General features: G+C 66.2%; 27 protein-coding genes. 7 read left to right on the top strand and 20 right to left on the bottom strand.

Features of this window, described 5'->3' with window-relative positions:
- Nucleotides 1–43 precede the first annotated feature (43 nt).
- Nucleotides 44–1,009, top strand: coding sequence for a DMT family transporter (locus tag BLQ85_RS19830; RefSeq protein ID WP_074579590.1), 966 nt, complete (start codon nucleotides 44–46; stop codon nucleotides 1,007–1,009).
- 30 nt (nucleotides 1,010–1,039) lie between these two features.
- Here the strand turns inward: BLQ85_RS19830 and BLQ85_RS19825 are convergent, their stop codons facing one another.
- Both BLQ85_RS19825 and glmU read right to left on the bottom strand, forming a co-directional pair.
- Entirely contained in the window at nucleotides 1,040–1,504 is a 465-nt protein-coding gene (locus BLQ85_RS19825) for a flagellar basal body L-ring protein FlgH (RefSeq protein WP_139201065.1), read from the bottom strand.
- A gap of 36 nt (nucleotides 1,505–1,540) precedes the next feature.
- Nucleotides 1,541–2,965, bottom strand: a complete 1,425-nt coding sequence (glmU, locus tag BLQ85_RS19820) for a bifunctional UDP-N-acetylglucosamine diphosphorylase/glucosamine-1-phosphate N-acetyltransferase GlmU (protein WP_074579587.1) — start codon at nucleotides 2,963–2,965, stop codon at nucleotides 1,541–1,543.
- Here glmU and BLQ85_RS19815 point away from each other — a divergent pair.
- The gene (locus BLQ85_RS19815; protein WP_254806490.1) at nucleotides 2,964–3,896 is read left to right on the top strand and encodes a DUF6279 family lipoprotein; all 933 of its coding nucleotides are present in this window, start codon (nucleotides 2,964–2,966) and stop codon (nucleotides 3,894–3,896) included. The two genes, glmU and BLQ85_RS19815, sit on opposite strands and share 2 nt — an antisense overlap.
- Before the next feature lie 17 nt (nucleotides 3,897–3,913).
- Here the strand turns inward: BLQ85_RS19815 and BLQ85_RS19810 are convergent, their stop codons facing one another.
- Nucleotides 3,914–4,111 carry a hypothetical protein gene (locus BLQ85_RS19810; RefSeq protein ID WP_074579584.1) on the bottom strand — a complete coding sequence of 66 codons (198 nt, stop codon included), beginning with the start codon at nucleotides 4,109–4,111 and terminating at the stop codon, nucleotides 3,914–3,916.
- 162 nt (nucleotides 4,112–4,273) lie between these two features.
- On the bottom strand, nucleotides 4,274–5,032 hold the full coding sequence (locus BLQ85_RS19805) for a Crp/Fnr family transcriptional regulator (protein WP_074579582.1): 759 nt from the start codon (nucleotides 5,030–5,032) through the stop codon (nucleotides 4,274–4,276).
- A gap of 78 nt (nucleotides 5,033–5,110) precedes the next feature.
- Between BLQ85_RS19805 and BLQ85_RS19800 the strand changes: the two genes are divergently transcribed.
- Nucleotides 5,111–5,518, top strand: coding sequence for a BLUF domain-containing protein (locus BLQ85_RS19800; RefSeq protein WP_074579580.1), 408 nt, complete (start codon nucleotides 5,111–5,113; stop codon nucleotides 5,516–5,518).
- Between the two features lie 8 nt (nucleotides 5,519–5,526).
- On the opposite strand, the gene BLQ85_RS19795 is transcribed toward BLQ85_RS19800, so the two are convergent.
- From BLQ85_RS19795 to BLQ85_RS19780, 4 genes are all read right to left on the bottom strand, one after another.
- On the bottom strand, nucleotides 5,527–6,516 hold the full coding sequence (locus BLQ85_RS19795) for an MBL fold metallo-hydrolase (protein ID WP_074579577.1): 990 nt from the start codon (nucleotides 6,514–6,516) through the stop codon (nucleotides 5,527–5,529).
- A gap of 122 nt (nucleotides 6,517–6,638) precedes the next feature.
- The gene (locus BLQ85_RS19790; protein ID WP_074579575.1) at nucleotides 6,639–7,634 is read right to left on the bottom strand and encodes a Bug family tripartite tricarboxylate transporter substrate binding protein; all 996 of its coding nucleotides are present in this window, start codon (nucleotides 7,632–7,634) and stop codon (nucleotides 6,639–6,641) included.
- A 49-nt stretch (nucleotides 7,635–7,683) separates the two neighbouring features.
- On the bottom strand, nucleotides 7,684–8,043 hold the full coding sequence (locus BLQ85_RS19785; RefSeq protein ID WP_074579573.1) for an AtuA-related protein: 360 nt from the start codon (nucleotides 8,041–8,043) through the stop codon (nucleotides 7,684–7,686).
- Complete coding sequence (locus BLQ85_RS19780) at nucleotides 8,040–9,416, bottom strand: acyclic terpene utilization AtuA family protein (RefSeq protein WP_074579571.1); 1,377 nt, start codon at nucleotides 9,414–9,416, stop codon at nucleotides 8,040–8,042. The genes BLQ85_RS19785 and BLQ85_RS19780 overlap by 4 nt, the downstream gene beginning before the upstream one ends.
- An 88-nt stretch (nucleotides 9,417–9,504) precedes the next feature.
- Here BLQ85_RS19780 and BLQ85_RS19775 point away from each other — a divergent pair, with 88 nt between their 5' ends.
- The gene (locus BLQ85_RS19775; RefSeq protein WP_074579569.1) at nucleotides 9,505–10,407 is read left to right on the top strand and encodes a LysR family transcriptional regulator; all 903 of its coding nucleotides are present in this window, start codon (nucleotides 9,505–9,507) and stop codon (nucleotides 10,405–10,407) included.
- 10 nt (nucleotides 10,408–10,417) lie between these two features.
- Here BLQ85_RS19775 and BLQ85_RS19770 read toward each other — a convergent pair whose 3' ends face one another.
- Entirely contained in the window at nucleotides 10,418–10,975 is a 558-nt protein-coding gene (locus BLQ85_RS19770) for a gluconokinase (protein WP_083336931.1), read from the bottom strand.
- A gap of 102 nt (nucleotides 10,976–11,077) precedes the next feature.
- Here BLQ85_RS19770 and BLQ85_RS19765 point away from each other — a divergent pair, with 102 nt between their 5' ends.
- Entirely contained in the window at nucleotides 11,078–11,530 is a 453-nt protein-coding gene (locus BLQ85_RS19765; protein ID WP_175456158.1) for a TfoX/Sxy family protein, read from the top strand.
- Nucleotides 11,531–11,598: 68 nt separating this feature from the next.
- Here the strand turns inward: BLQ85_RS19765 and BLQ85_RS19760 are convergent, their stop codons facing one another.
- Nucleotides 11,599–12,231 carry a DUF2917 domain-containing protein gene (locus tag BLQ85_RS19760; RefSeq protein WP_139201064.1) on the bottom strand — a complete coding sequence of 211 codons (633 nt, stop codon included), beginning with the start codon at nucleotides 12,229–12,231 and terminating at the stop codon, nucleotides 11,599–11,601.
- 150 nt (nucleotides 12,232–12,381) lie between these two features.
- Here BLQ85_RS19760 and BLQ85_RS19755 point away from each other — a divergent pair, with 150 nt between their 5' ends.
- The gene (locus BLQ85_RS19755) at nucleotides 12,382–13,365 is read left to right on the top strand and encodes a LysR substrate-binding domain-containing protein (protein ID WP_074579566.1); all 984 of its coding nucleotides are present in this window, start codon (nucleotides 12,382–12,384) and stop codon (nucleotides 13,363–13,365) included.
- Nucleotides 13,366–13,504: 139 nt separating this feature from the next.
- On the opposite strand, the gene BLQ85_RS19750 is transcribed toward BLQ85_RS19755, so the two are convergent.
- The 8 genes from BLQ85_RS19750 to BLQ85_RS19715 form a co-directional block, all read right to left on the bottom strand.
- Nucleotides 13,505–14,977, bottom strand: a complete 1,473-nt coding sequence (locus BLQ85_RS19750) for an N-acyl-D-amino-acid deacylase family protein (RefSeq protein ID WP_074579564.1) — start codon at nucleotides 14,975–14,977, stop codon at nucleotides 13,505–13,507.
- Nucleotides 14,974–15,885 carry a MurR/RpiR family transcriptional regulator gene (locus BLQ85_RS19745; RefSeq protein WP_074579563.1) on the bottom strand — a complete coding sequence of 304 codons (912 nt, stop codon included), beginning with the start codon at nucleotides 15,883–15,885 and terminating at the stop codon, nucleotides 14,974–14,976. Before BLQ85_RS19745 ends, BLQ85_RS19750 begins: the two co-directional genes overlap by 4 nt.
- Nucleotides 15,886–15,942: 57 nt before the next feature.
- Complete coding sequence (locus BLQ85_RS19740) at nucleotides 15,943–17,235, bottom strand: alanine racemase (RefSeq protein WP_074579561.1); 1,293 nt, start codon at nucleotides 17,233–17,235, stop codon at nucleotides 15,943–15,945.
- Between the two features lie 16 nt (nucleotides 17,236–17,251).
- Nucleotides 17,252–18,256, bottom strand: a complete 1,005-nt coding sequence (locus BLQ85_RS19735; protein ID WP_074579559.1) for an ABC transporter ATP-binding protein — start codon at nucleotides 18,254–18,256, stop codon at nucleotides 17,252–17,254.
- Nucleotides 18,253–19,305: an ABC transporter ATP-binding protein gene (locus tag BLQ85_RS19730; RefSeq protein WP_254806489.1), complete on the bottom strand. Its 1,053-nt coding sequence runs from the start codon at nucleotides 19,303–19,305 to the stop codon at nucleotides 18,253–18,255. The genes BLQ85_RS19735 and BLQ85_RS19730 overlap by 4 nt, the downstream gene beginning before the upstream one ends.
- Nucleotides 19,302–20,141, bottom strand: coding sequence for an ABC transporter permease (locus BLQ85_RS19725; protein WP_074579556.1), 840 nt, complete (start codon nucleotides 20,139–20,141; stop codon nucleotides 19,302–19,304). The genes BLQ85_RS19730 and BLQ85_RS19725 overlap by 4 nt, the downstream gene beginning before the upstream one ends.
- A 1-nt stretch (nucleotide 20,142) precedes the next feature.
- Nucleotides 20,143–21,084, bottom strand: a complete 942-nt coding sequence (locus BLQ85_RS19720) for an ABC transporter permease (protein WP_074579554.1) — start codon at nucleotides 21,082–21,084, stop codon at nucleotides 20,143–20,145.
- A 195-nt stretch (nucleotides 21,085–21,279) separates the two neighbouring features.
- Nucleotides 21,280–22,836 (bottom strand): ABC transporter substrate-binding protein, encoded by a 1,557-nt coding sequence (locus tag BLQ85_RS19715; protein ID WP_074579740.1) that lies wholly within the window; start codon nucleotides 22,834–22,836, stop codon nucleotides 21,280–21,282.
- Between the two features lie 147 nt (nucleotides 22,837–22,983).
- Between BLQ85_RS19715 and BLQ85_RS19710 the strand changes: the two genes are divergently transcribed.
- Nucleotides 22,984–23,373 (top strand): RidA family protein, encoded by a 390-nt coding sequence (locus BLQ85_RS19710; protein WP_074579553.1) that lies wholly within the window; start codon nucleotides 22,984–22,986, stop codon nucleotides 23,371–23,373.
- A gap of 12 nt (nucleotides 23,374–23,385) precedes the next feature.
- On the opposite strand, the gene BLQ85_RS24640 is transcribed toward BLQ85_RS19710, so the two are convergent.
- A complete protein-coding gene (locus tag BLQ85_RS24640; RefSeq protein ID WP_175456157.1) occupies nucleotides 23,386–24,285 on the bottom strand; it encodes a glycosyltransferase family 25 protein in 900 nt (299 codons plus the stop codon).
- A 77-nt stretch (nucleotides 24,286–24,362) separates the two neighbouring features.
- Nucleotides 24,363–25,001, bottom strand: a complete 639-nt coding sequence (locus BLQ85_RS19700; RefSeq protein ID WP_074579549.1) for a 5-formyltetrahydrofolate cyclo-ligase — start codon at nucleotides 24,999–25,001, stop codon at nucleotides 24,363–24,365.

Below are 25,001 nucleotides of genomic sequence, written 5' to 3'. Positions count from 1 at the left end.
AAATCTACCGTATTGACGGTTTTCCCTCAACCCGGGCCCCTTCATGACTACTGCCTCCCCATCCGCCAGCCTGGCTTCCACCGCTGCAGCCGCGCCGGTTTCGCACCCACCCGCGCCCGCCAGCCGCAAGCTCTGGAGCCTGTACCTGCGCCTGACCTGCGTGCCGGTGCTGTGGGGCGGCACCTTCATCGCCGGGCGCGTGATCTCGGCCCATTTGCCGCCGGCCACCGCGGGTTTTATCCGCTTTGTATTCGCCACCCTGGCCTTGCTGGTCACGCTGCATTTCACCGAAGGCCTGCGCGCCCTCACGCAGGTCACGCGGCGCCAGCTGCTGGGCACCATGGCGCTGGGCGCGACCGGCATCTTTGCCTACAACCTGTTGTTCTTCACCGCGCTGTCGGTGCTGCCGGCCGGCCGCACCTCGCTGATCATCGCCCTGAACCCGGTGGTCACACTGCTGATCGCCGCCGCGCTGCTGGGCGACCGGCTGTCGGCCACGCGCTGGCTGGGCGTGGCGCTGGCCCTGCTGGGCGTCTGGGTGGTGGTGACGCGCGGCGACCTGTCGCAACTCGTGCAGTCCCTGGGCAAGGGTGAACTCGCGATGTTCGGCGCCGTCTGCGCCTGGGCCGTCTACACCCTGGTCGGCCGCAAGCTGCTGCAAGGCCTGTCGCCGGTGCTGGCCACGCTGTGGGCCGCGATCTGGGGCACGCTGTTTTTAGGCCTGCTGGCGCTGCGCGACATGCCCCATGTGCATGCCGACTCCTTCACCCCCGAGGTCTGGGCCGGCCTGGCCTTCCTGGGCGTGCTCGGCACGGCCGTGGCCTTTGTCTGGTACTACGAAGGCCTGCGCCAGCTGGGTGCTGCACGCACGGTGGTGTTCAACAACCTGGTGCCGGTGTTTGGGGTTTTGTTGGGGTGGCTCATCCTGGGTGAGCCCCTGAGCGCCAGCCTGCTGGCTGGCGGGGCGCTTGCGATTTTTGGGGTGTTCTTGGTCAATCGGGTCAAGTAAAGGCCAAGACACAAAGGCCGCAGCCGGCCGTCATTTGGCGTAAGTCACGGTCTTTTTGCCAAACCCCGCCAGCGTTTGCGCACTGGGGCACGCGGTTTCTTCGAGAAAAAAGGTATTGCCGGCCAGATAACTGACCGGCAGCAGCGCCTTCGCGACGTTACCCGGATTCGGGAACACGCGCAGGCATTTTGTCTCGGCCTGGGCCACCGTTGCCTTGAACACAAAAGGCTGGTCCGCCTGCGTCGACCTGACGAAAAACTCGTGCGGAGCCGGCGCTATCTGCAGCACCGCGTAGCTTTTGGTGTCCAGCGCCACCCAGTCTTGCTGAGCCGCCCCGAACACAGCGTCAATACCGCCGGCATTGAATGCCGACTCACGATAAACCACGAGGGTGGACTGGTTGGTTTCCAGGGGCCTGGACATGGGAACGAGTTTCGCGGGCGCGCACCCGCTCAAGACCAGGATCACACCCACCGCTGCGAAAATTTTTTTCATGTTTTCTTTTTTCAGGTTAGTTGTTGTCGGGCCGGGTCAGGATAGCGTCTTTTTGGCCGGCCGCTTCCAGTTGGGCAGGCTGACCTGCTTGCCGCGCGCCACGCTCAGCGAATCCGGCGGCGTGCTCTTGGTGATGGTGGAGCCGCCGCCCACGGTGCCGCCCGCGCCTATGGTGACAGGCGCCACCAGCACACAATTGCTGCCGATGTGCACGTCGGCCTCTATCACCGTGCGGTGCTTGTTGGCGCCGTCGTAATTGGCGGTGATGCTGCCGGCGCCGTAGTTGACGCGCTCGCCGACGGTGGCGTCGCCCAGGTAGGCCAGGTGGTTGGCCTTGGCGCCCTTGGCCAGGGTGGAGTTCTTCACTTCCACAAAATTGCCGATGTGGACTTCGGCGCCCAGCTGCGCGCCGGGGCGCAGGCGCGCGAAGGGGCCTACGAGCGCGCCCTCGCCGACCTGCACGCCCAGCTTTTCGCCGTCGATGTGGGTGAAGGGGTGGATCACGGCGCCGGCGGCGATGCTGCAGTTGGCGAGCACGCAGTTGGCGCCTATGCGCACGCCCTCGCCCAGGCTCACCGTGCCTTCAAAGATGCAGTTCACGTCGATCTCGACGTCCCGGCCGCAGCTGAGCGTGCCGCGCACGTCCAGGCGCGCCGGGTCGGCCAGGCGCACGCCCTGCTCCATCAGGGCCACGGCCAGCCGGCCCTGGTGAACACGTTCGAGTTCGGCCAGCTGCACCGGGCTGTTGACGCCGGCGACCTGGGCGGCGTCGGTGATCTGGTGGGCCACCACGGCCACACCGTCGGCCACGGCGAACTTCACGATGTCGGTGAGGTAATACTCGCCCTGGGCATTCTTGTTGTCCAGCCGGGCCAGCCAGGCGCGCAAGAGGCGCGTGGGCACGGCCATGATGCCGCTGTAGATTTCGCGGATTTCGCGCTGGGCGGCGCTGGCGTCCTTGTGCTCGACGATGGCCCTGACCTGCGCGGAAGCCTCGGCGCCGGCTCGCACAATGCGGCCGTAACCCGTGGGGTCGACCATGCTGAGCGTGAGCAGCGCCAGGCGCTGGCCGTCGCACTGGGCGATCAGGGCCTGCAAGGTGGCGGGCTCGGTCAGCGGCACGTCGCCCGAGAGCACCAGCGTGACGCCGTCATCGGCCAGCAGGGGCAGGGCCTGCTGCACCGCGTGGCCGGTGCCCAGTTGCGGCTCCTGGCGCGCGAACTGCAGCGCCACGGGGGCGCCGGCGGAGGGGCTGAAACGGCCGCAGGCGGCCTCGACCTCGGCCGCGCCGTGGCCGGTGATGACCACCGCCTGGCGCGCCGACACGGAGGCGGCGCATTCGATGACATGCGCGAGCAAAGCTTTCCCGCCCAAACGGTGCAGGACTTTGGGTAAGCTGCTCTTCATCCGCGTGCCTTTGCCCGCGGCCATGATGACGACATCGATTGGGGTTGCTGCCATGAAATTTCCTCTGGATCTTGGGGTGGAGACGCGCTCCCGGGCCGCCGGAGCGGGCGCGGGGCGCTGCACAAGGATTATCGGCGGGCTGGCCGTGCTGGCGCTGGCCGGGCTGCTGCAAAGCTGTAGCCTCATGAAAATCGCCTACAACCAGGCGCCCGAACTGGTCTACTGGCAGCTGGACCGCCATTTCGACTTCACCGACGCGCAAAGCCTGCAGGTCAAGGCCGACCTGGAAAAACTGCAGGACTGGCACCGGCAAACGCAGCTGCCCGGCTACATCGAGGCGCTGCAAAAACTGCAGAAACAAATGCCCTCGGACATGGATGCCGCGGCGGCCTGCGCGATCTACACCGACGTGCGCGGCAAGCTGGTGCTGCTGTCGCGCCAGGCCGAGCCGCCCATGGCAACCCTGGTGGGCTCGCTGCAGGCGGGCCAGCTGAAAAACCTGGAACGCCGCTTCGCCAAAGGCAATGAGGAATACCGCGAGGACTTCCTGGAGGCCTCGCCCAAGGCCCAGCGCGACAAGCGCTACAAGGAAGCGGTCAAACGCGCCGAAATGCTTTATGGCCGGCTTGAGAAAAAGCAGCTGGCCGTGATCGAGCGGCGCATAGATGCCTCGCACTTCGACGCGCCGCGCAGCTATGCGGAAAAAATCCGGCGCCAGCAGGACGCGCTCCACACGCTGCACCCGCTGGTGGCGGGCCAGGCCACGCCCGAAAAAACCCAGGCTGCGGTGCGCGGGCTGTTTGAACGCACCCTCAACTCACCTGACGCGGCTTACCGCGACTACATGGAGAAACTGACGCAGGACGCCTGCGCCACGCTGGCGGAGCTGCACAACAGCACCACGCCGGCACAGCGCCACAAGGCGGTGGAGACACTGCACCGCTACGAGCAAGACTTCAGGACGCTGAACGCGCAGAAATCCTGAGCCGGCGTCCGCGCTGGCTAGGACTTGATGCCGCTTCGGTGGATGGCGTCCTGGTATTGGCGCTCGCCCCCGCCCATCTGGCTGGCCGGCACATCAAAGGGCTGCGGGCGGTGCGGCTGGAACTCGCGAGAGCCGCTGCTTTGCTGTTGCTGGCGGTCCATGAAGCGCTGCGGCTGCTGCTGCAGCCGTGCGCCCGGTGCTTGTGCGTGGTTCATGGGAGGCTCCTGGATGACGCGTCGCCGCGGTTTCCTTCGCATGAAAGAAGGGGCCATCGAAATGGCATATCGCGGGCAAGAGAAACACCATAAAACCGGCGCCGGGGGGCGTTTGTAGGCCAACACGCCGCACAGCTGTCAGCGGCAGCCTACAGGGCTGAATCAGAGCAAAGGGACCTGCGGCGGCGGCGTATCGTAGTAATCCGCAATCCGCTCCAGCGCCCGGGTGTTGAGCAGCCGCAGCTTGCCGTCCTGGATTTCGTGCAGCCCCAAATGGCGCAGCCGCCTCAAGGTTTTGTTGGTGTGCACCAGCGACAGCCCCAGCGCGTCGGCGATGTGCTGCTGGTTGATGGGGAACTCGACCAAGCCGCCCTCGGCCATGCCCACACGCTCCAGCCGGCGGAACAAATGCATCAGCAGCATGGCCACGCGCTCGGTGGCGTTGCGCCGCCCGGCCGTCAGCAGGTGGTCATCGACCATGCCCTCTTCACGCGCCGCCAGCCAGGTGATGTCATAACCCAGGTTGGGAAAATTGCGGAACAGCTCCCACAGGCGTTCGCGCGGAAACACGCAGAGGCTGGTGTCGGTCACGGCCTCTATGCCGTGCATGGGGCCGTCGGCGAATTTCTGCTGCAGGCCGATGAAGTCACCGGGCAGCAAAAAATTGAGGATTTGCCGGCGGCCGTCGCTCAGGGTTTTGTAGCGGAAGGCCCAGCCCGAGTACAGCGTGAAGAGCTTGCCGTTGGGCTTTTGCTCATGGAGTATGGTGGCGCCGGCCTTCACCGCGGTGGTACCGGTGCGGAAGGCTTCGATGAACTTCAGCTCTTCGGCGTTCACCGGCATGAAGGCCCCGGTCTTGCGCAAACCACAGGCATTGCACTGCGGCGGGCAGATCGCTGAAGTTGGCGTTGGGATGTTCATAAAAGACTTATCTTAGGCGCATATCCCTGTGTCTTTTGACATTGTGCGGTGCAAGGCGTGCCGCTACATTGTGCCGCGATGACACTCACAAGCACCTCCCTGTATGAAATCCTTTACGTCAGCACGCTGGCCCCCGAAGCGCCGCTCAGCGTCGTGGGAGACATCGCCGCCAAGGCCCGGCAGGCCAACGCGGAGCGTGGCATCACCGGCCTGCTGATCTTTGACGGCATGCGCTTTTGCCAGCAGCTGGAGGGCGGGCAGAAACAGGTGCTGGCGCTGCTCGAGCGCATACGCCAGGACAGCCGCCATACCAACTTGCAGGTCCTGCACCACGGCGAGCTGGCCGCCCGGCGCTTCAAGCGCTTCAGCCTGGGCTACTGCCTGGTCGAGGATGACGACGTGCTGGAACGCATGGAGCACATGGACGGCCAGGCAGCGCTGGATGCTTTTGCCGGGCTGCTGTCCGGGCTGGACCTGGATACCTGAGCCGGCCCCTAGCCCTGCAGCGCGGCCCACATTTCCTGGTCTCGCTCAGCGGTCCAGATGCGCGGGTTCTTGATGCCGCTGGCTTCGTCAAAGGCACGGCTCACGTCAAACGGCAGGCAGTGCTCGTAGATGAACACATGGCCGAAAACCGGGTCCATGCTTTTGCGTGTGTGGGCCATTGCGGCCTTGAGGTCCATGCCGGCGGCGGCCGCTTCCTTGCCGGCCTTGTACAGGGTTTCGACCCAGCGTTTGGTGTAATCGAGCGCCTTGTTGACGTTGGCCGCGCCCTTCATGGCCTCGCCGCGGCCGGGGACTATGGCCTCGGCCTTGAGCGCGCGCAGGACTTCCAGCGTGGCGGGCCATTCCTCGAGCTGGGCATCGCCGGTGTAGACACCGGCCTCGTACTCGACCAGGTCGCCCGAGAACAGCACTTTTTCCTCTTCAATCCAGGCAATCGTGTCGCCGCGCGTGTGGCCGGGGCCCGGGTGCCAGACTTGCACCTTCACGCCGCCCAGGTCCAGCACCAGCTTGCCGGGCTTTTCGCCCTTCACAGGGTTGCCGCCGTTTATCACCAGCGTCGGCCAGGTGAGGCCAGGTACGCTTTCGGCGTTGCGAAAAAGGCGCGGGAAGCGTTCCATCTCGCTTTGCATGTCCTGCGCGCCGCGCTCGACGATCAGCTCATAAGTGCCTTGGCTCGCGATGATTTCGGTCGCGCCCTCGGCCGCATAGGCGCTGGCGCCCAGCACGCGCACCGCGTGGTAGTGCGTGAGCAGCACGTACTTGATGGGCTTGTTGCTGACGCTGCGTATGCGCTTGATCAGGTCTTGCGCCATCGCGGGTGTGGCCGTGGCGTCGCTGACCATGATGAACTTGTCGCCGATGATGACGCCGGAATTGGGGTCGCCCTCGGCGGTATAGGCCCAGCAATGCGCGCTGAGCTGCTCGAAGGTGATGGTCTTGTCCGTCAGGTCGGACTGGGAGGCGAAGGCTTTGGACATGGGGTTTCCTGGGTGGGGCGCGGCGCAGGGCGGAGCAGCCGCCGCCGGCTTTGCCCGGGAATTTTACTTAAACGTAATGCATTACGAATAGTTGAATCCCGAAACCCCGCGGCCCCCTGCCCTTATTCGGGCTCTATGCCTGCCGCCTTGATGATTTTTCCCCACTTGAGGGTCTCGTCCGCCTGGAACTTGCGCAGCCCCTCCGGGTTGCTGGTGAAGATCTCGGTGCCGCTGGACTGGTAAAAAGGCGCGGCCGAGGGGCTGCGCGCGGCGCGCGCGAGCATGTCGGCGAGTTTGGCCACCACGTCGGCCGGCGTGCCGGCGGGCGCGTAGGCGGCAAACCAGTAGGTCATCTCATAGCCCTTGACGCCGGCCTCGTCTATGGTGGGCACATCCGGCGCCAGCGGCGAGCGCTGCCGCGTGGACACGCCCAGGGCCTTGAGCTTGCCGGCCTTGACCTGCGGCAGGCCGGTGGCCATGTCGGTGATCATCATGTCGATCTGCCCGCCCAGCAGGTCGGTCACGGCCGGCGGGTTGCTCTTGTAGGGAATGTTCAGGATGTAGGTGCCCGTCATCTGCTTGAACTGCTCGCCCGCGACGCGGCTGGAAGAGCTGCCGCTGCCGAAGGACAGCTTGCCCGGCTTGGATTTGGCCAGCTTGATGAAGTCGGCCACGCTGCTGACCGGCAGCGCCGGGTTGACGACCATGATCTGGCCGCCACGCCCCAGGGCCGTGAGCGGCGCGAAGTCCTTGACCGGGTCGTAGGGCAGCTTCTTGAACAAATGCTCATTGGCCGACTGCGTGGTGTTGGTGGTGATGAAGACGGTGTAGCCGTCGGGCTTGGCCTTGGCCGCCGCCTGCGCGCCTATAAAACTGTTGGCCCCGGGCTTGTTGTCCACCACCACGCTGGCCTTGCTGTCGTTGGTCACGGCCTGGCCTATGGCGCGCGCCAGTTGGTCGGTGGCGCTGCCGGCGGCAAAGGGCACGATAAAGGTGATGGGCTTGTCGGGAAAGCCCTGGGCCGGCGCCAGCGCGGGCGCCAGCGCGCAGAGCGCGGCGGCGGCAAGCACCAGGGGGCGCAGGCGCGGGCTGGTGAAGTGGGGTGTTGAGGGGGTCATGTTGTCTCCTTTTTTTGAATTGAAAATCAGTTGCCGTGCGTCGAAAGCCTTAGGGCGGGCCCGCCAGCAAGGGCGCCAGCGCGGCGGGAATCTCTATGGGCAAATCCAGCAGCCAGAAGGACAGGGCCTTGCCATGGGTGTCCAGGTTGAGCGCGTCGTTGACGCCGCCGTCCAGCACCTCGTCGAGCACAAAATTGAGCGCCGCCAGCTGCGGCAGCTCAAAGCGCTGCACACGGGCCGGCCGCCTGTGGGCAAAGTGCCGGGCCACCACGGCCTCGGTCACCTGCGCCAGCAGCACGGGGTAAAGATCGGGGTGCCAGGCGATCACGCTGATGTTGGAGCGGTTGCCTTTGTCACCAGTGCGGCCGTGGGCGGCGCGGTACAAGGGCACTGTGATACCGGCACTCATTGCACGCCCTCCAGCATCTCAAAGCGCAGCGGCACCGCTTCGCGCGGCACCAGGCAGGACAGGGTATTGAGCCTGGGCGTCAGCGAAGTGCGCACGCCGCCGCCGCCGGCCGGGCCGCAGCAGTACAGCGCGGTGACCTCACGCGGCAGGCGCTCGGCCTGCGCGCGATCGGCATGGGTCGCGGCAACGCGCAGGCGCACGTCGCGTGCATCACCCGCGGGGGTATGCGCCAGCAAACGGCCGGCGTCATCGCCCATGATGCTGAGCGCGCCTATCAGGTCCACACGCAGCGCCAGCCCCGGCAGGCGCCGGCGCAGCACTTCGGCGGCCAGGCGGGCGCGTGCTTCGGCACGCGGGCCGGCATAAGAGATTTCACCTTCGGCCAGCCAGCCGCCTTCATGGCAGACATTGACCTTGAGGCTGGCCGGCCGCGCATGGCCGCGCACGCCGCTCAAGGCCACGCGGTCGGGGCCGACCTGGCTGAGCCGCGCGGCGCTGATGTCGGCCACCACGTCCGGTGTCAGGTAGGCAGCCGGGTCGTGCACTTCATACAGCAGCTGCTCCTTGACGCCGGCCAGGCTGACCACACCGCCTGTGCGCGCCGCCTTGCTGATCACGCAGTGGCCGTCGCTGTCGATTTCGGCGATGGGATAGCCCACGGCGTGCAGGTCCGGCACCTCCTTGTAGCCGGGGTCGGCGAAATAGCCGCCGCAGACCTGGGCGCCGCACTCGAGCAAATGGCCTGCCATGGTGGCGCGCGCCAGCCGGTCCCAGTCGTCGGCGCGCCAGCCGAAATGCGACATGGCCGGCCCCACCGTCAATGACGGGTCGGCCACACGCCCGGCGACCACGATCTGCGCGCCGGCGTCGAGTGCGGCGGCGATGGCTTCGGCGCCTATGTAGGCGTTGGCGCTGACCTTGCGTATGCCGTCCATGGCCGCGCCCAGCTGCGCGCGCAATAGCGGGTCGAGTAAGGGCTCATGCTGCGCGCCCGAGAGGTCGTCGCCCGCCACCACGGCGATGCGCGGCGCGGGCAGGCCCATGCCGGCGGCCATGGCCTGGATGTGGCGCGCGGCCGCCAGCGGGTTGGCGGCGCCGAAGTTGCTCACGATGCGAATCTTGTGCGCCAGGCAGCGCGCCAGCACGGGACGCAGCATGTCGTCCAGCAGCGGCTCGAAGCCGGCATCGGGGTCGGCCCGGCGGCGCAGCTGCGCGAGCGCCAGCGTGCGCTCGGCCAGGGTTTCAAAAATCAGGAAGGCCGGCCCGCCGCGCGCGATCAAGGTGTCCACCACCGGCCCGGCGGCGTCGACGCGGTCGCCGGAAAAACCGGCGGCGCAGCCTATCAACAAAGGGGAAGGAGGGGATGGAATCATGGGCGTGCCGTGCAAGCCCTGAATCTAGGCTCTAGGCACTTATTTGTAAAATAGAAAATACTGATCTATTAATTTGAACCACAGATAAATGGCCCAACCCAACCTCTCCTTGCGCCAGCTGCGCGCCTTCCTGGCCCTGGCCGAGCAGCGCAGTTTCACGCAGGCCGCGGCCACCTGCCATCTTTCGCAGCCGGCCTTCAGCGCGCTGATACGCACGCTGGAGGGCGAGCTCAACACACGGCTGTTCGACCGCGACACACGCAGCGTGGAACTGACGGCCGAGGGCCGGCTCTTCGCTACCTCGGCGCGCCGCCTGGTCGAGGATTTCGGCGCGGCCCTGGTCGACCTGAACGACCATGTGGAGCGCCGCAAGGGCCGGGTGCACATCGCCGCCCTGCCCTCGCTGGCGGCGGGCTGGCTGCCCGCGGTGTTTGCCGAATTCAGGAAGGCCTGGCCCGGTATAGAACTCAACCTCAGCGACCTGCTGTCGGACGCCTGCGTGGACCTGGTGAGGAGCGGCAAGGCCGATTTCGCGCTGGCCTCCACCGGCGTCAGCCATGCGGGCCTGAGCACGCGGCTGGTCTGCACCGACCGCTTTTACCTGGTGTGCCGCAAGGACCACCCGCTGGCGGCCGAGGCTTCGCCGACGCTGAAAAAACTGGCGCCCTACCCTTTTATCCATATGTCGCGCAACAGCAGCGTGCGCCAGGCGCTGGAGGCGGCGCTGCATCCACAGCAGGCCAACACCGTGCTCGAAGTCGACCAGCTGGCCACCGCCGCGGGCATGGTCGAGGCCGGGCTGGGCATCAGCGTGGTGCCCGCGCTGACCTTGTTCCACTTTGAGCGCAAAACCCTGGTGACCCGGCCCCTGGCCGCCAGCGGCCTGACGCGCAAGATCTACCTGGTGCGCCGGCAGGAAGGCAGCCTGTCGGCGGCCGCGCAGGCCCTGCATGACCTGGTGGTGGACACCATGAAGGCGCGCACGCCCTGATTCAAGTGCGTCAAGGATGGGCGCCGGCCAGCCAGTCCGCCGCGCTCTGCGCCAGTGATTCCAGCGGCGCATCACCGGCCAGCGTCAGCACGCCGGGCTCGGCTGAAGGATCCTGCAAGGCCTCGAACTGGCTGGCCACCAGGCTGGGCGGGTAGAAGTGGCCGGGGCGCACGGACACGCGGCGCAGCGACTCGGCCTGGCTGATGGCCAGGTGCACAAAGCGCAGGCCCGCAGCCGCGGCGCGCAGGCTGTCGCGGTAGCTGGTTTTCAGGGCCGAGCAGGTCAGCACCACACCCTCGGGGTGGCGCGCCAGTTCGGCGCCCAGCTGCTGCAGCCAGCCCTCGCGGTCCTCATCAGTCAGGGCGATGCCCTGCTGCATCTTGGCGATGTTGCCGGGCGGGTGGAAGTCGTCGCCCTCTATCAGCGGCAGCGAGAGCTGCTGCGCCACCAGGCGCCCGACCGCCGACTTGCCGCAGCCCGCCACACCCATGACCACCACGCGCACGGGCAAGCCGCCATGGGGCGTGACGGAAGCGGGAAGGGAACGGGTCTGGGATGCGGCGGTCATGCCGCAAATTATCGCGGCCCGCGGGCGCTTGGCGCGCCCTTGGGTGACAGCGGAGGCAAACCGCGGTTGATGCAAGCGCCCGCGCTTTGTTATCGTTGCGCCATGGCCTCACCCAAAAATGATTTTGCGATGTACTGCTGCGAGCTGTTGTCGGGCGCGGGGCCCTGCACGGCCAAACGCATGTTCGGCGGCTTCGGCATCAGCACCGGCGGCCTGACCCTCGCCCTGGTGGCCGACCTGGGCAGCGGCGAGACCTTGTGGCTCAAGGCCGACGAGGCCACGCGCGGCCTGTTCGAGGCCCAGGGCTGCGGCCGCTTCACCTACGAGATGACCCGCAACGGTGTGCGCTCCCCGCACAGCCTCGGCTACTACAGCGCGCCCGAAGAGGCCATGGAGTCGCCGTCCTTGATGCTGCCCTGGGCCCGCCTGGCGCTGGAATGCGCGCTCAGGGCGCGCGCGGCCAAACCAGCCAAAAAACCAAAACCGAAAGCAAAAGCTCCCGCCAAGGCCAAAACCCAAACCAAGGCGGCGCCGGCCAAAAAAAGCCGCGCATAAAAAAACCCGCAGCCTTGCGGCTGCGGGTTCAAAGCTCCCTTCCGGAAGGAGCCACTGACTAGAACTGTTTACACCAGGTTGGACATGGCCAGCACGTTGTAGTTGTGCGGGTGCCGGCGCTGGTCGTTTTTGTAGGCATCAAAGTCGTGGCCGGCCGCCATGGGGCGGGCGCGGGCGGTCAAAAAAACCATGGCCAGCGGGGTCAGCAGGGCTTCAATCGCCGCTGCCGCGCCCAGCACCAGGCCGCGGGCCAGGCGTCCCAGGGCGCCGGTGGCCAGGCCGAAGGCGGCGCGCAGGTCGCTCAACGGCTGCAGCACGCCGGCGCGCCAGCCGGCCGGCTCGGCGGGTTGCCTGACGGTGGCGCAGGCCGCAATGGGCTCCCAGCTGAAATAGGCCGATGCGGCATGACCCGCGCTGAAGGACTCCATCACGAGCGACTCACCGGCCTTGAGCGTCAGGCTCTCGCCCCGGCTCAGAAAATGGTCGCCGGCGCGCACCTCGGCGTCCAGGCTGGCGGAATCGAAGGTGGCCCAGACCCGGCCATGCGCAATTCGCAACACACCGGCCTGGGTGGCGTGCAAGGTCAGGGCCCGTCCCGCACCCAGCTTCCAGAAGCCCGCCAACCCGTCAACCTGGCCGGTGGTGGCATCGGTAGCCTGTTGCAAAAAGCGGTCGCCTGCGTGAGAAGCTGAGTGTTCCATGGTGTTCTCCAAAAAAGGCACAAAGTGAGTGATGAGGGTTGAATCATCTCGCCGCCGGCTTGCGCGGTCCAATGAAATCGCGGTAAGCTATTCATTCCATAATCGCATCAATCAATCAGGCCGAAATTGCCCTAATACACCCGAACTGTCATGCTGCATTCACAAACACACTTGCGTTCCCGGCCGATTTCCGCCGGCCAGCTCCGGGCTTTCGAGGCCGTGGCGCGGCACCTCAACTTTCGCGCCGCCTCGGAGGAACTGGCCCTGACCCAGTCGGCCGTGAGCCGCCAGATCCAGGGCCTGGAGGAGGACGTGGGTGTGAGCCTGTTCCACCGCCACACCCGGGCCGTGGAGCTGACCAATGCCGGCGGCATCCTGCTGCGGGCCGTCACGCCTTCGCTGGAGCGCATAGACAACGCGGTGCGGCAGATACGCCAGAGCGCCGGGCGCAAGAGTGTGTCGCTGACCACCTTCGCCTCCTTCGCCTCGATGTGGCTGATCCCGCGGCTGGAGGGCTTTCAGCGCGACAACCCCGACATCGACATCCGGATTGATGCGTCGGACGTCGCGGTGGACCTGGACATCTCGGACCTGGATTTAGCCCTGCGCTACGCCCCGGCCAGCCACATGCCGCCGGGCGCGATACGGCTTTTCGGCGAGCAGATCACGCCGGTCATCAGCCCCTGGCTGCTCAAAAGCGGGCCGCGCTTGAAGAAACCCGACGACCTCGCGCAGTTCACGCTGATCGAGGCCGGCGACGCCCACCAGACCCACCTGGAATGGCTGACCTGGCGGCGCTGGCTGGACGAGCACGCCAGCCCCAAGCTCGAGGCCAAGCGCTGGCTGTACTTCAATTACGCCTACCAGATGGTGCAGGCCACACTGACCGGCCAAGGCGTGGTGCTGGCGCGGCTGCCGCTGATCGCCGAAAGCCTGGCCTCGGGCGACCTGGTCGAGCCGCTGCCGCAAACGCGCATGGAGTCGCCCATGAGCTACTGGCTGATCGTGGGCCCGCGCAACGTGGCCAGGCCCGAGGTTGTGGCTTTTTGCGACTGGCTCAAAAGCCAGGCTGCGCTGACGCGCGAGGCGATTGGGGATGTGCCGGATCCGGATACGGTGGATAGTCTTGATTAGCCCCCACGGTCGCTCACTGCGTGTAGCCTTCGGCTTCTCCCTGCCCCTTTCATCACGTGAGGGGGCCGCTGCGCCTGCGGCCCGGCAAAGCCGGTTCCGCGGCCCCTGCTGGGTTGGGAGCCCCTCAGCAGCTTTGGGCTCAGGCCGCGCCGCGCTTTAACAAACGCCCTGCCCTCGCCTGCACCCCGGCATGCGCTGCATCGGCATCACCGGCGACATAGGCCAGCTCACCGTTCACAAACACCTTCTCGATGCCTTCCGACACCGCGATCGGATCCTGGTAGGTCGCCACGTCGCGCACGCGGGCCGGGTCCAGCACCACGACGTCGGCGTGCCAGCCGGGCTGCAGCTGGCCGCGCTGGTGCAGGCGGAAGTTGCGCGCCGACAGGCCCGTCATTTTGTAGATCGCGGTTTCGAGCGGGAAGAGGTTCTGCTCACGCCAGTAGCGGGCCAGCACGCGGGGAAAAGCGCCCCACAGCCGCGGATGCGGATGCCTGTCGTGCGGCAACCCATCCGAGCCGATCATGGAGAGCGGATGCGCGATGACGCGCTTGACGTCGTCCTCGTGCATCTGGAAATAACAGGCGCCGCCCGGCTGCAGGCGGCGGCAGGCGGTTTTCTGGTCCACGCCCCATTCCTCGGCAATCGAGGCCAGCGTGCGGCCCATCATTTCGGGATGCGGCGTGGACCAGCTCAAGAGGACGTCGATGACGCCGTCGACCAGGTCTTCACGCAGCACCGTCGAGCCGGCCACATAGGGATAGACATCCATCGCGATGTCCTGGCGCTTGGCCAGCGTATCGATCAAGGGCAGCGTCTCGCGCGTGCGGCCCCAGTTGTCCGGGCCGGCGCATTTGTGGTGCGAGATCACCAGCGGCACGCCGGCCTCGAAGGCGCAGTCACTGGCCTCGTGCATGGCCTCCAGGATCTCGGCCATCTCCGAGCGCATGTGGGTGGCATAAATGCCGCCATGGCGGGCCACCACGCGCGCCAGCGCGGTCACCTCGGCCGCCGGCGCCGGCATGGCTTCGGCGTAGAACAGGCCCGAGGACATGCCGATCGCGCCCTGGGCCATGCACTGCTCCAGCAGAGCGCACATGGCAGCCACTTCATCGGCCGTGGCCGGCCGGCTGAGGTCCTTCATGCAGGCATAGCGCAGCGTGGTGTGGCCGATCAGCGGCGCCACGTTGACGGCCGGCTGCGCCTCGGCCACCGCCCCTGCATAGGCATCCACCGAAGGGTACTTGAACGAATTGCCCAGCAGGGTGAGGGCGCCCTGCGGTTCTTCCACCACGAAGGGCGCAACCGACAGGCCGCAGTTGCCGGTGACCACCGTGGTGATGCCCTGCGACAGCTTGGGAAACATTCCGGGTGCATTCAGCACGATGGCGTCGTCGTGGGTGTGGACGTCGATGAAGCCGGGCGTGATGGCAAGGCCGGTGCAATCGTGCACCTGGACGTCGGCGATGGCCAGGCCTTGCGGCAGGCGGTGGCGCAGGCCCGGGCCGACGGCCGCGATACGGTCATCCACCAGCAGCAGATCGCCGGGTTGGCCTGACGCTCCGGAGCCGTCCACCAACAGGCCGTTTTCAAGCAGGGTGGCGCGGGTCATCGCACTTTTCCTGTCGTGAGCTTGGTGTCTTCGTCCCAGTCGAGCCGGGGATGGTGGTGCATGTCCACGCCGCGCGTCTCCAGCGTGCGCTGGATGTTTGCCAGCCGGTTCACCGCCTTGTCGCCCAGCCGCTGCGCCACGAGCACGGTGAGAATTTCGATCACCGTCAGGTGCGCCAGGTAGGCTTCGGGGCCCACCGGCATCACCGGGTCGGGCGCCACTTCCACACCCAGCACGATGTCGGCCAAGGCCGCCAGCTGCGAGCCGGGCTGCGTCAGCGCGATGACGGTGGCGCCCTGTGAGCGCGCCACATCCACGGCCTCCAGCAAAGAAGGCATGCCGCCGACATGCGTGATGGCCATCACCACGCCGCGCGGGCCGATGGTGGCGGCCGAGATCAGTTGCAGGTGCGGGTCCAGGTAGCTGCTGGCGGCCAGGCCCATGCGGAACAGGCGCGCCTGCAAGTCCGAGGCCATGAAGTTGGAGGTAACGCCGACACCGTAGCAATCAACCCGGGCGCCGGCGACGATGGCGTCGGCCGCCGCCTGCGTTGCCTCCACGCTGAGCTGGGCTTGCACGCTGTTGATCACGATGGCGGCGCCGCGCGTCACCTTGGTGATCACCTGGCGGGTATCGTCGTCGAGGCGCACGCGCCGGTTCAGCGGCGAGCCGCCCACGGCCATTTCCTGCGCCAGCGCCAGCTTGAACTCGCGCAGGCCCGGGTAGCCCAGGTCGCGGCAGGTGCGCATGATGGTGGGCACCGAGCTGCCCGCGCGCTGCGCCAGCTGCTCAAAACTTTCGTCCAGCACGCGCTGGGGGTCTTGCAGGATCAACTCCAGCACGCTGCGCCGGGACGTGGGGGCGCTGGCGATGGCGTCGGCGATTTTGGCAAGAACTTGTGAGGTCATGAGGACTTTGGTTGCGGCGCGCGGGAAGCCGCGCGGCCCATGAAGGAGGTCAGCAGTTTAGAAGCAAGTGACGAGGGCATCGCAGACCGTGTAATTCTCATCGACAACCGGCATCCAGCGCCATTTGTCGAAGGTGGTGCAAGGATGGGAGATGCCCAGCGCGACCAGGTCGCCGACCTTGAGCGCAGCCAGTTCGGGGCCGCTGCCGCGCAGGTAGGCGTGCTGGTCGTTGAGCGCCGTGACCTTCCAGTCCGCGGGAGCGGCCACGGGCGCGGCGCCAGGTGCGCCTATCGAGGACAGCGGTATCGGCATTTCCAGGTCGTAGGACAGGTCACGCCGGCCCACGGCCAGGATGGCCAGGCCCGGTTCGGGGCAGGATTGCACCGTGGCCCACACCTCGATGGCCGGTTGCAGGCCGTCGCTGTCGTGCAGGCGCGCATTGACGGCGCCGACCAGGCGCTTGTAGTTGCCGTGGTCATGCGTGATGTAGCAGCCCGAACGCAGCAGGCCGCGCACCGGCCGCGAGAGCTTGGGCGTGAGCCAGCCGCTGACCAGGTCGAAGATGGCCGAGCCGCCGGCCGTCATCAAAATTTCCTCGCTGTCGAACAGCCCCTGCTGGTCGCAAGCCAGGGCAATGTCGCAGGTGCGCCGCATCAGCGCATCGGCATAGGCCTTGTCGGCCGCCGAATCGCCGGTGGCGCCCTGCCCTTCATAAGTTTCTATGCCGACCAGGCGGCAGGCCGGGCTGGTGCGTATGGCGGCGGCCAGGGCTATGGCATCGGCCTCGCTGCGCACGCCGGTGCGCGCGCCCATAACGCCGATCTCCAGCAGCACCTCGAAGGGCGAAACCATGGCGGCGGCATTGGCGCGAGCCCAGGCCTCGATCAGCGCCAGCTGGGCTTTTGAATCCACCAGGAACACGATGCGCAAACCCGGGTATTCGCGCAGCATGCCCTGGATGCCGGCCAGGTCCATGGCGTTCACCACCTGGTTGGCGATGATGAGGCGTTTGGCGCCGGCCGTGATGCCGGCGCGCATCTGCGTGACGGTGGCGAAGGTCAGGCCCCAGGCGCCTTCGTCGAGCTGGCGCTTGAGCAGCTGCGGCGACATCGTGGTCTTGCCGTGCGGCGCCATATCGACCCCCTGGCCTTTGGCAAAGCGCTGCATCCAGCCGAGGTTGTGCTTCATCGCCGACTGCTTGACGACGGCCAGCGGCAGCGGCAGGTCGCCCTTGAGCACGTTCCAGCCCTGTTTGCCCATCTCGGAGCGGCGAACCGGCCCGCTGTTGTGCGGAAAGCCCTTGAAGGAACGGTCAAGCTGCGGGTCCAGGAGGTCTTGCAATGTGGTCATGAGTTTTTTCGGATTGTCAGGCAGCGGCCAATGTAGCAGCGGGCACGAAAGCGACAGGCAGGGCGCCGGCGATATCGTCGCGTATGCAGGCCTTGAAGCGGCCCTTGCCCATGTCGCGCAGCTCAGGACGCGCCACTGAGCAGGCGTCGATTACATGCGGGCAGCGCGTGCGGAACACGCAGCCCGAAGGCGGGTTGACCGGGCTGGGGATGTCGCCCTTGAGCGCGATGCGTTCGCTTTTGTGTTCGGGGTCGGGCTTGGGCGAGGCGGCCAGCAGCGCTTGCGTGTAAGGATGCAGCGGCTGCGCGAACAGCTCGGCCGTAGGCGCGACTTCCATCACGCGGCCGAGATACAGCACCACCACGCGGTCGCACAGGTACTCGACCACGTCGAGGTCGTGCGAGATGAACAGCATGGTGAGCGAGAGCCGGTCGCGCAGGTCGCACAGCAGGTTGACCACCTGCGCCTGGATGGACACGTCGAGCGCCGACAGCGGCTCGTCGGCCACGATGAACTCGGGCTCGACCGCGAGCGCCCGCGCCACGCCTATGCGCTGGCGCTGGCCGCCGGAAAACTCATGCGGGTAGCGGCTGGCATGCTCGGCGCGCAGGCCGACCAGTTCCAGCAGCTCGGCGATGCGCGCCTCGCGCGCCTCTTTGCCCTTGGCCAGGCCGTGCACTTGCAGGGCTTCGCCCAGGATGTCCTTGACCCGCATCTTGGGGTTCAGGCTGGCATAGGGGTCCTGGAAAATCATCTGCAGCTTGCTGCGCAGCGCGCGCATGCGACTGCTCGATGCCGTGCCCAGGTCCTCGCCGCGGTACAGCACCTGGCCCGAGGTGGCGTCGATCAGGCGCAGCAGGGTGCGGCCTATGGTGCTTTTGCCCGAGCCGGACTCGCCGACCAGGCCCAGCGTCTCGCCGGGCTGGATGCTGAAAGACACGTCGTCGACCGCGCGCACCGGTTTGGCGGCCGCGCCGAAATAACGCTGGAGGTTTTTGACTTCGATCAATGGGGCGCTCATACCGTCTCCACCGTGGCAACAGCTGTTTCTTCCACGCGTATGCAGCGCGCGCTGCGGGTCGGCCCGGCCGCCAGCAGCGCCGGCATGGCGTCGCGGCAGGACGGGATCGCCAGGTCGCAGCGCGGCTCAAAAGCGCAACCCGGCGGCGGCGCCAGCGGGCTGGAGACCTGGCCGCGTATGGCGTAGAGCCGGCGTTTGGCGCCGGCCTGGCCGCTGGCCAGTTCGCGCTTGCGCTGCTGCGCGGGCAGGCAGGCCAGCAGGCCCTGGGTATACGGGTGGCGCGGCTGGGCAAAGAGTTCGCGCACCGGCGCGGCTTCCACGATGCGGCCAGCGTACATCACGGCCACATCGTCGGCATGATGCGCCACCACGCCGAGGTTGTGGGTGATGAAGAGGATGCTCATGCCGGTCTCGGCCTGCAGCCGGCGCATGAGCTCCAGAATCTGCGCCTGTATCGTCACGTCCAGCGCGGTGGTGGGCTCGTCGGCGATCAGCAGCGTCGGGTTGCAGGCCATGGCCAGCGCGATCATCACGCGCTGGCGCATGCCGCCCGAGAGCTGGTGCGGGTATTCGTGCAGGCGCTGGGCGGCGGCCGGGATCTCGACCAGCTCCAGCATGCGCAGCGCATGGGCCAGCGCGGCCTTGCGGTCCAGCCCCATGTGCAGGCGCACCGACTCGGCGATCTGCTCGCCCACGGTGAAGACCGGGTTCAGGCTGGTCATGGGCTCCTGGAAGATCATCGCGATCTCATTGCCGCGTATGCGCCGCATGCCGGCTTCGGGCAGCGAGAGCAGGTCCAGTGTCTGGCCGGCGCGGTTGGTGAACATCGCCTCGCCGCTGACCTGGGTGGAGGCGGTGCGCGACAAGAGGCGCATCAGCGTGAGACTGGTCACCGACTTGCCGGAGCCCGACTCGCCGACCAGCGCGGTGGTCTTGCCGGGGCGTATGCTGAAACTCACATCGGCAACGGAGCGTATCAGGCCTTCGTCGGTGTCGAAAAAGGTGCTGAGATGGCGGACTTCCAACCGGTTCACGTCGATTTCCTTCACATCGATTTCCTCAAGCGTGGATCCAGCAGGTCGCGAATGCCGTCGCCCAGCAGTTGCAGCGAGAGCGCAGTGAGGATGATCGCCAGCCCCGGGAACAGCACGATCCACAGCGCCTGGTGGGCGTACTGCTGGCTGCCGGCCACCATGGTGCCCCAGGTCGGAATCTCGGGCGGCACGCCCACGCCCAGGAAGGACAGCGCGGCCTCGGCCAGGATGGCGTAAGCAAAGATAAAGGAGGTTTGCACCAGGATGGGCGACATCAGGTTGGGCAAGATGTGGCGCCACAAAATGCGCGCGGTGGAGACGCCAACGGCGCGCGCAGCCTCAACGAACAGCAGCTCGCGCACCACGAGGGTGGAGGCGCGCACCACGCGTGCCACCCGCGGCGTGTAAACCAGCACCAGGGCCAGCACCACGTTCAGCATTGACGGCCCCAGGATGCCGACCAGCGCGATCGCCAGCAGTATGTCGGGAAAAGACATCATCGCGTCGACCACACGCATCACCGGCGCATCGAGCCTGCGAAAGAATCCCGCGACGAGGCCGAACAGCGTGCCGCTCACCACCGAGCCCAGCGCGGTCAGCAATGCGATGGTCAGTGAATAGCGGCCGCCGAAGGCAATGCGGGCGAACAGGTCGCGGCCCAATTCGTCGGTGCCGAACAAATGGGAGGACGAGGGCTGGGACAGCCGCTGGCTCACGGCGGTTTCGTTCGGGTCCAGGCCGCTCAGGGGACCGGCGAAGAGCGACACCAGGACGACCAGCGCCAGAACGATGGCCGCGGCCAGCACGATGCGGCGACGGAACAGCTTGCGGAGAATCAGGGGCATCTGCATGTCAGTATTTCACCCGGGGATCAACGACGGTGTAGAGCAGGTCGATGGCGAAGTTGATGACCACGTAGATCGCGGCCACCACCAGCAGCGCGCCCTGGATCACCGGGTAGTCGCGCCGTATCACCGCGCTCACCACCAGGTTGCCCACGCCGGGCAAACCGAACACGGTCTCCGTCACCACCGCGCCGCCTATCATCAGCGCCACCGTCAGGCCAAGGACGGTGACGATGGGCACCAGCGCGTTGCGCAGCGCATGCTTGAGCACCACCACGTTTTCAGACAAGCCCTTGGCCCGCGCGGTGCGCACATAGTCCTCGCCCAGCACGTCCAGCATGGAGGCGCGGGTAAAGCGAATGATCAACGCCGAATTGAGCACACCCAGCACCGCGGCAGGCAGCACCAGGCAATGGATGCGGTCGGCCAGCGAGGCGCCTGGCTCACCATAGCCCGAGACCGGGAACCAGCCCAGGGAGACTGCGAATATCTGCATCAGCACCAGGCCGAACCAGAAGCTGGGCACGCTGGCGCCCAGCATCGCGAAGCCGGTAAAGACCTGGTCGACCGGCTTGCCGCGAAACACCGCCGAAACGATGCCGCAGGGCACACCTATCAACGCGGCAATCGCGACCGCCATCAGCGACAGCAAGGCGGTGGGCTCGGCCCGCTCCCAAAGCGCCTGGGTCACGGGCCGCTGCAGAAAGATCGATTCGCCCAGGTTGCCGTGCGCCAGTTCACGAATCCACAAGGCAAACTGCACCGGCAGGGACTTGTCCAGGCCGTAGACCTTCTGCACCCGGGCGATGTCCTCGGCCGTGGCCTGGTCGCCCAGCAGCACGGCGATCGGGTCGCCCGGGGCGGCACGCGTGAGGATGAACACCAGCACCGCCACGATGGCCATGACCACCAGCATGCCGCCCAGCCGGGACAAAAGATACCGTGTCATGACCTTGTTCTAATCAATAGGGATGAAATCTTTTTGTGCATTCGAAAGCGCTCCATAGCAACCCCCGGCCAAAAACGAACTAACACTAACCCAGTGGAGCCGCGGAACCGGCTTTGCCGGGCCGCAGGCGGACGGCCCCCATATATGAGGAAAGGGGCAGCGCGCCGCAGGCTCGAAGTGGGGGAGCGTGGGGGTTCAACTCTTAAGGCTGGTGTTCCAGAAGAACGGATAGGTATAGGGCGTGTAACCCTGCAGCGCCGGCGCGCGCGCCGACAGGCTGGCGAATTTGCCAACCTGGATGTAGGGCACCTCGTCGTAGACCACCTGCTGCACCCTGCCCCATAGCGCCCCGCGCTTGGCCGGGTTCGGCTCCTGGTTCAGCGCGGCCAGCGCCTCCTGCTTGGCAGGCGAGTTCCACCAGCCCGGCGCGCCATCGCCCAGTTGTGGGGGCGAGAGCATGGGCTCGGGGAACAAGCCGGAATGCGTGATGTAGATATCCCACAGCTTGGGGTCGGCACGGCGCTGCAGCAGCGTCGCCCACTCCACCACGTTCAGCTCGGCCTTGAAGCCGGCGCGCTTGAGCTGCTCGGCCATGATGAGCGCCATGTTGTAGTGGAAGTCGTACTGGCGGCTCGTCAGGATACGCACCGGCTCGCCCTTGTAGCCGGCCTGTTCGGCCTGGCTCTTGGCCTTCTTTGCGTCGCGCTCGTTGTAAGCGGTGATGCCGGCTGTCGAATAAAAAGGCGTGCCCTTGGGGAAATGGTTGCCCTCGGCAACGAAAAAGCGCGTGTCGCCAAAACCTGCCGCCAGCATTTCGCCTTCACCCAGCGCGGTCTGCACCGCCTTGCGCACAGGCTGGTGCGCCAGCGAGCCTTCCTTGGTGTTGAACACCAGGTAAGGAAAGCCGAAAGAAGGCGTCATGATGGGCACCACCTTGCCGCCGGCCTTTTCCAGCCGCGGCAGGGCCTCGATCGGCAGCAGGTCGGCGTAGTGAAACTGGCCGGCCAGCGCGCCTTCCACCCGCGTGTTGGCATTGGGCACCGGCACGAAGCGCAGCTCTTCCACCGCGGCCACCCGCTTGCCACCATAGCCGCTGGCGGCTTCCTTGCGCGCAGCATAGCCGTCGAAACGGGTGAGCAGCACGTACTGGTCGGGCTTGCGTTCCTTGAACTTGTAAGGCCCGGTGCCCACATACTCGCGCAGCGGCTGGGCCAGCGACTCCTTGGCCATGATGGCCGCCATGCCCGAAGCCATGGCCAGTTGCGAAAGCAGCGGCGCATAGGCATTCTTCAACGTGATGTCCACCGTGAGCGGCCCCTTGGCCGCCAGGTCGGCCACTTGCACCGCCACCGACTTGCCACGCGGCGAAACGTCCATCCAGCGCTTGAGGCTGGCCACCACGTCGTCGGCATTGAGTTCGCGGCCGCTGTGCAGCATCACGCCTTTTCGCAAGGTGATGGTGTAGAGCTTGCCGTCGGCCGAGATTTTCGGCATGGCCTCGGCCAGCATGGGCACCAGCGCTGCCTTCGCATCGAAGGTGAACAGCGGCTCGTAAACGTGCTGCATGATGATGCAGACCAGGTCTGCCGGCGTGGACTGGATGTCCAGCGTCGGCGGTTCGGCCACCATGGCCAGATTCAGGGCCGATTTGCCGCCCTGCGCGGCGGCCGGGCCGAAACCGGCGCCGGCCGCACCCAGGGCCAGCAGAGAGGACAAGGCGGTGCGGCGGTGCATGCGGATTCCACAGGTCATAAAGAACTCCTGATTGAAGTTAAATTTCACGCTTGAAGATTAATTGGTCTATAAATGGTATTTTTCAGGATAAACCCGAATAAAAGGCGAAATTCTGAAAATATTTTTCATCTTTAGGATTAAACGGAACTTAAAAAGGAGTTTTTCATGCCTCTGGAATATTTAGGAAATCCCCCCCTGGCCTCTGACCACCAGCCCCGCCCGTTTTCGCCCGCAGTCCGCGCCGGTGACTTCGTCTACGTTTCCGGCCAGGTGCCGGGCGATGAAAAAGGCGAAATCGTGCAGGGCGGCATCGAGGTGCAGACCCGCCAGGTCATGAAAAACATCCAGGCCGCGCTGGCTTTGGCCGGCTGCACGCTGGACGACGTCTGCAAGACCACGGTCTGGCTGCAGGACGCGCGCGACTTCGGCAGCTTTAACCGCGTCTACATGAGCTACTTCACGGGCGGCAAGCCGGCCCGGTCTACGACCGAGGCGCGCTTGATGGTGGATGCGCGAGTGGAGATTGATGTGGTGGCTTATAAGCCCAAGGGCTGAGGCCGGTCTTTCTCAAGCCCCGAAATCGAGAAACTGGCGGTCGCGCATCAATCCCAGGGCCGTCAGGCGGATCATCTCGGCCAGCAGTTCATCGCCGTCGGGTGCAAACTTCTGCGGCAAAACCGTTTCCAGGAAATCCGCGATCCCATCAGTGGGCCCGGCGAAAAAAAAGCGCCTGATCATGCTCCCCAGCGCAAACGGCACCAGGCTTTGTTCGCGGCCTTCTATCGTGCTGTGGCGCAGCCCCTCGAGGCTGGGGGTCGCAAAAAAAGGAACCATGACGGCGGCATCCAGGGTTCCGTCCTCAATCAGGTTTCGGTAGAGGATGTCCAGGGTTCCGGGCGGGCCGGCATCCAGGGTTCGCTGCAGCCATGGAAGCAGCTTCTGCTTGCCGCGCGGCGTGACAAGGTAGGCCGCCGCGCCCCAGCGGTAGAGCCCGCGTGCCGGGTACAGGGCCACGGTCGACGCGTGGCGGCGCAGGGCCGACGGCAGCTCGGTACGCTGAAAGTCGGGCATCGCGCCCAGCATGGCGCGGTAAAGCTCAGTGAGGAGGCCTATCTCCAGCGCGGGCTGGCAGTCCAGGAAAACGATGTCGTGCGCGCACATCTCCCGCAATGACTGCGACGAGAGCAAACCACCCAGGTTGTCGCCTAGCTGAACGTCATCTTCGAAAATGAGTGTGCAACTGCCGGGTGGCGCCCGGCTCAGCAGCGCGTGATGGGACAAAAAAGCGCCGTAGGCCGCCATCGGGATTGCACAATCCGCGGGCCGCTCCAGCACTCGGGCATCGGTGGCGGCAAAACGCTCGACGAAGCCCAGCCCGCTGCGGGCCAGTTCCCCGCGCATCGCCGCCAGCCGGTCGGGACTGCGGTCAAGGTTGATGAAAAAACCGTCGAGCATGTTCGTAGTCATGGGGCGTTCGGCGACTCAGGAAAGAGCGGCAAGGCGCCGGGCCTCGCCCGAGGCGGCAGCGATCAGGCGTTGCGCCATCAAACCGGCCAAACCACGCCCTTGTCATTGAGGATGGCGTCCAGCGGGATGTCGTGCGGCTCAGGTTCCATGTCCGGCAACCAGCCCTGCGCATAGCCCAGCCCCACGGTAAAGGGGCGCGGCTGCAGGGTTGCCAGGGTACGGTCGTAAAAACCGCCGCCATAACCCAGCCGGTAGCCGCCCGGCCCGTAGCCTACGCAGGGCACGAACAGCAGGGTGGGAATAATCACCTCTGTATCTTTTGGTTTCGGGATGCCGTAGGCGTCCTCCTCCATGGGGCAGCCGGGATACCAGGCATGAAAAGTCAAGGTCTTGTGCAACTTGTTGACCACCGGCAGGCCGATCTTGCGGGGCGACCGCGCCGCTATGCTTTCGGTAGCAAGCTGCGCAGTCTCCACCTCTGCCAGCGCCGGGTTTGACGAAGCCCCCTGGCTCAGAATCGCGTCTTCCTGCCAGCGGTACAGCGCGGGCAGCGGGTCGAACTCTCCCTTGATGGGCCAGTAGGCGCCAATCACCTCATGGGTGGAACCGACCAGCCAGATGCGCATCACACGTTGCAGCAGGTCGGCCCGCTGCAGGCGGTCAGGCATGTTCAAACGGGCTTCAACCAGCGCTTTGCGAGTGCTTAATTTGTCCAT

The organism is Polaromonas sp. JS666, assembly GCF_900103405.1.
In the GTDB taxonomy this organism is placed as follows: domain Bacteria; phylum Pseudomonadota; class Gammaproteobacteria; order Burkholderiales; family Burkholderiaceae_C; genus Polaromonas.
This window is presented reverse-complemented; position numbering and strand designations above follow the sequence as displayed.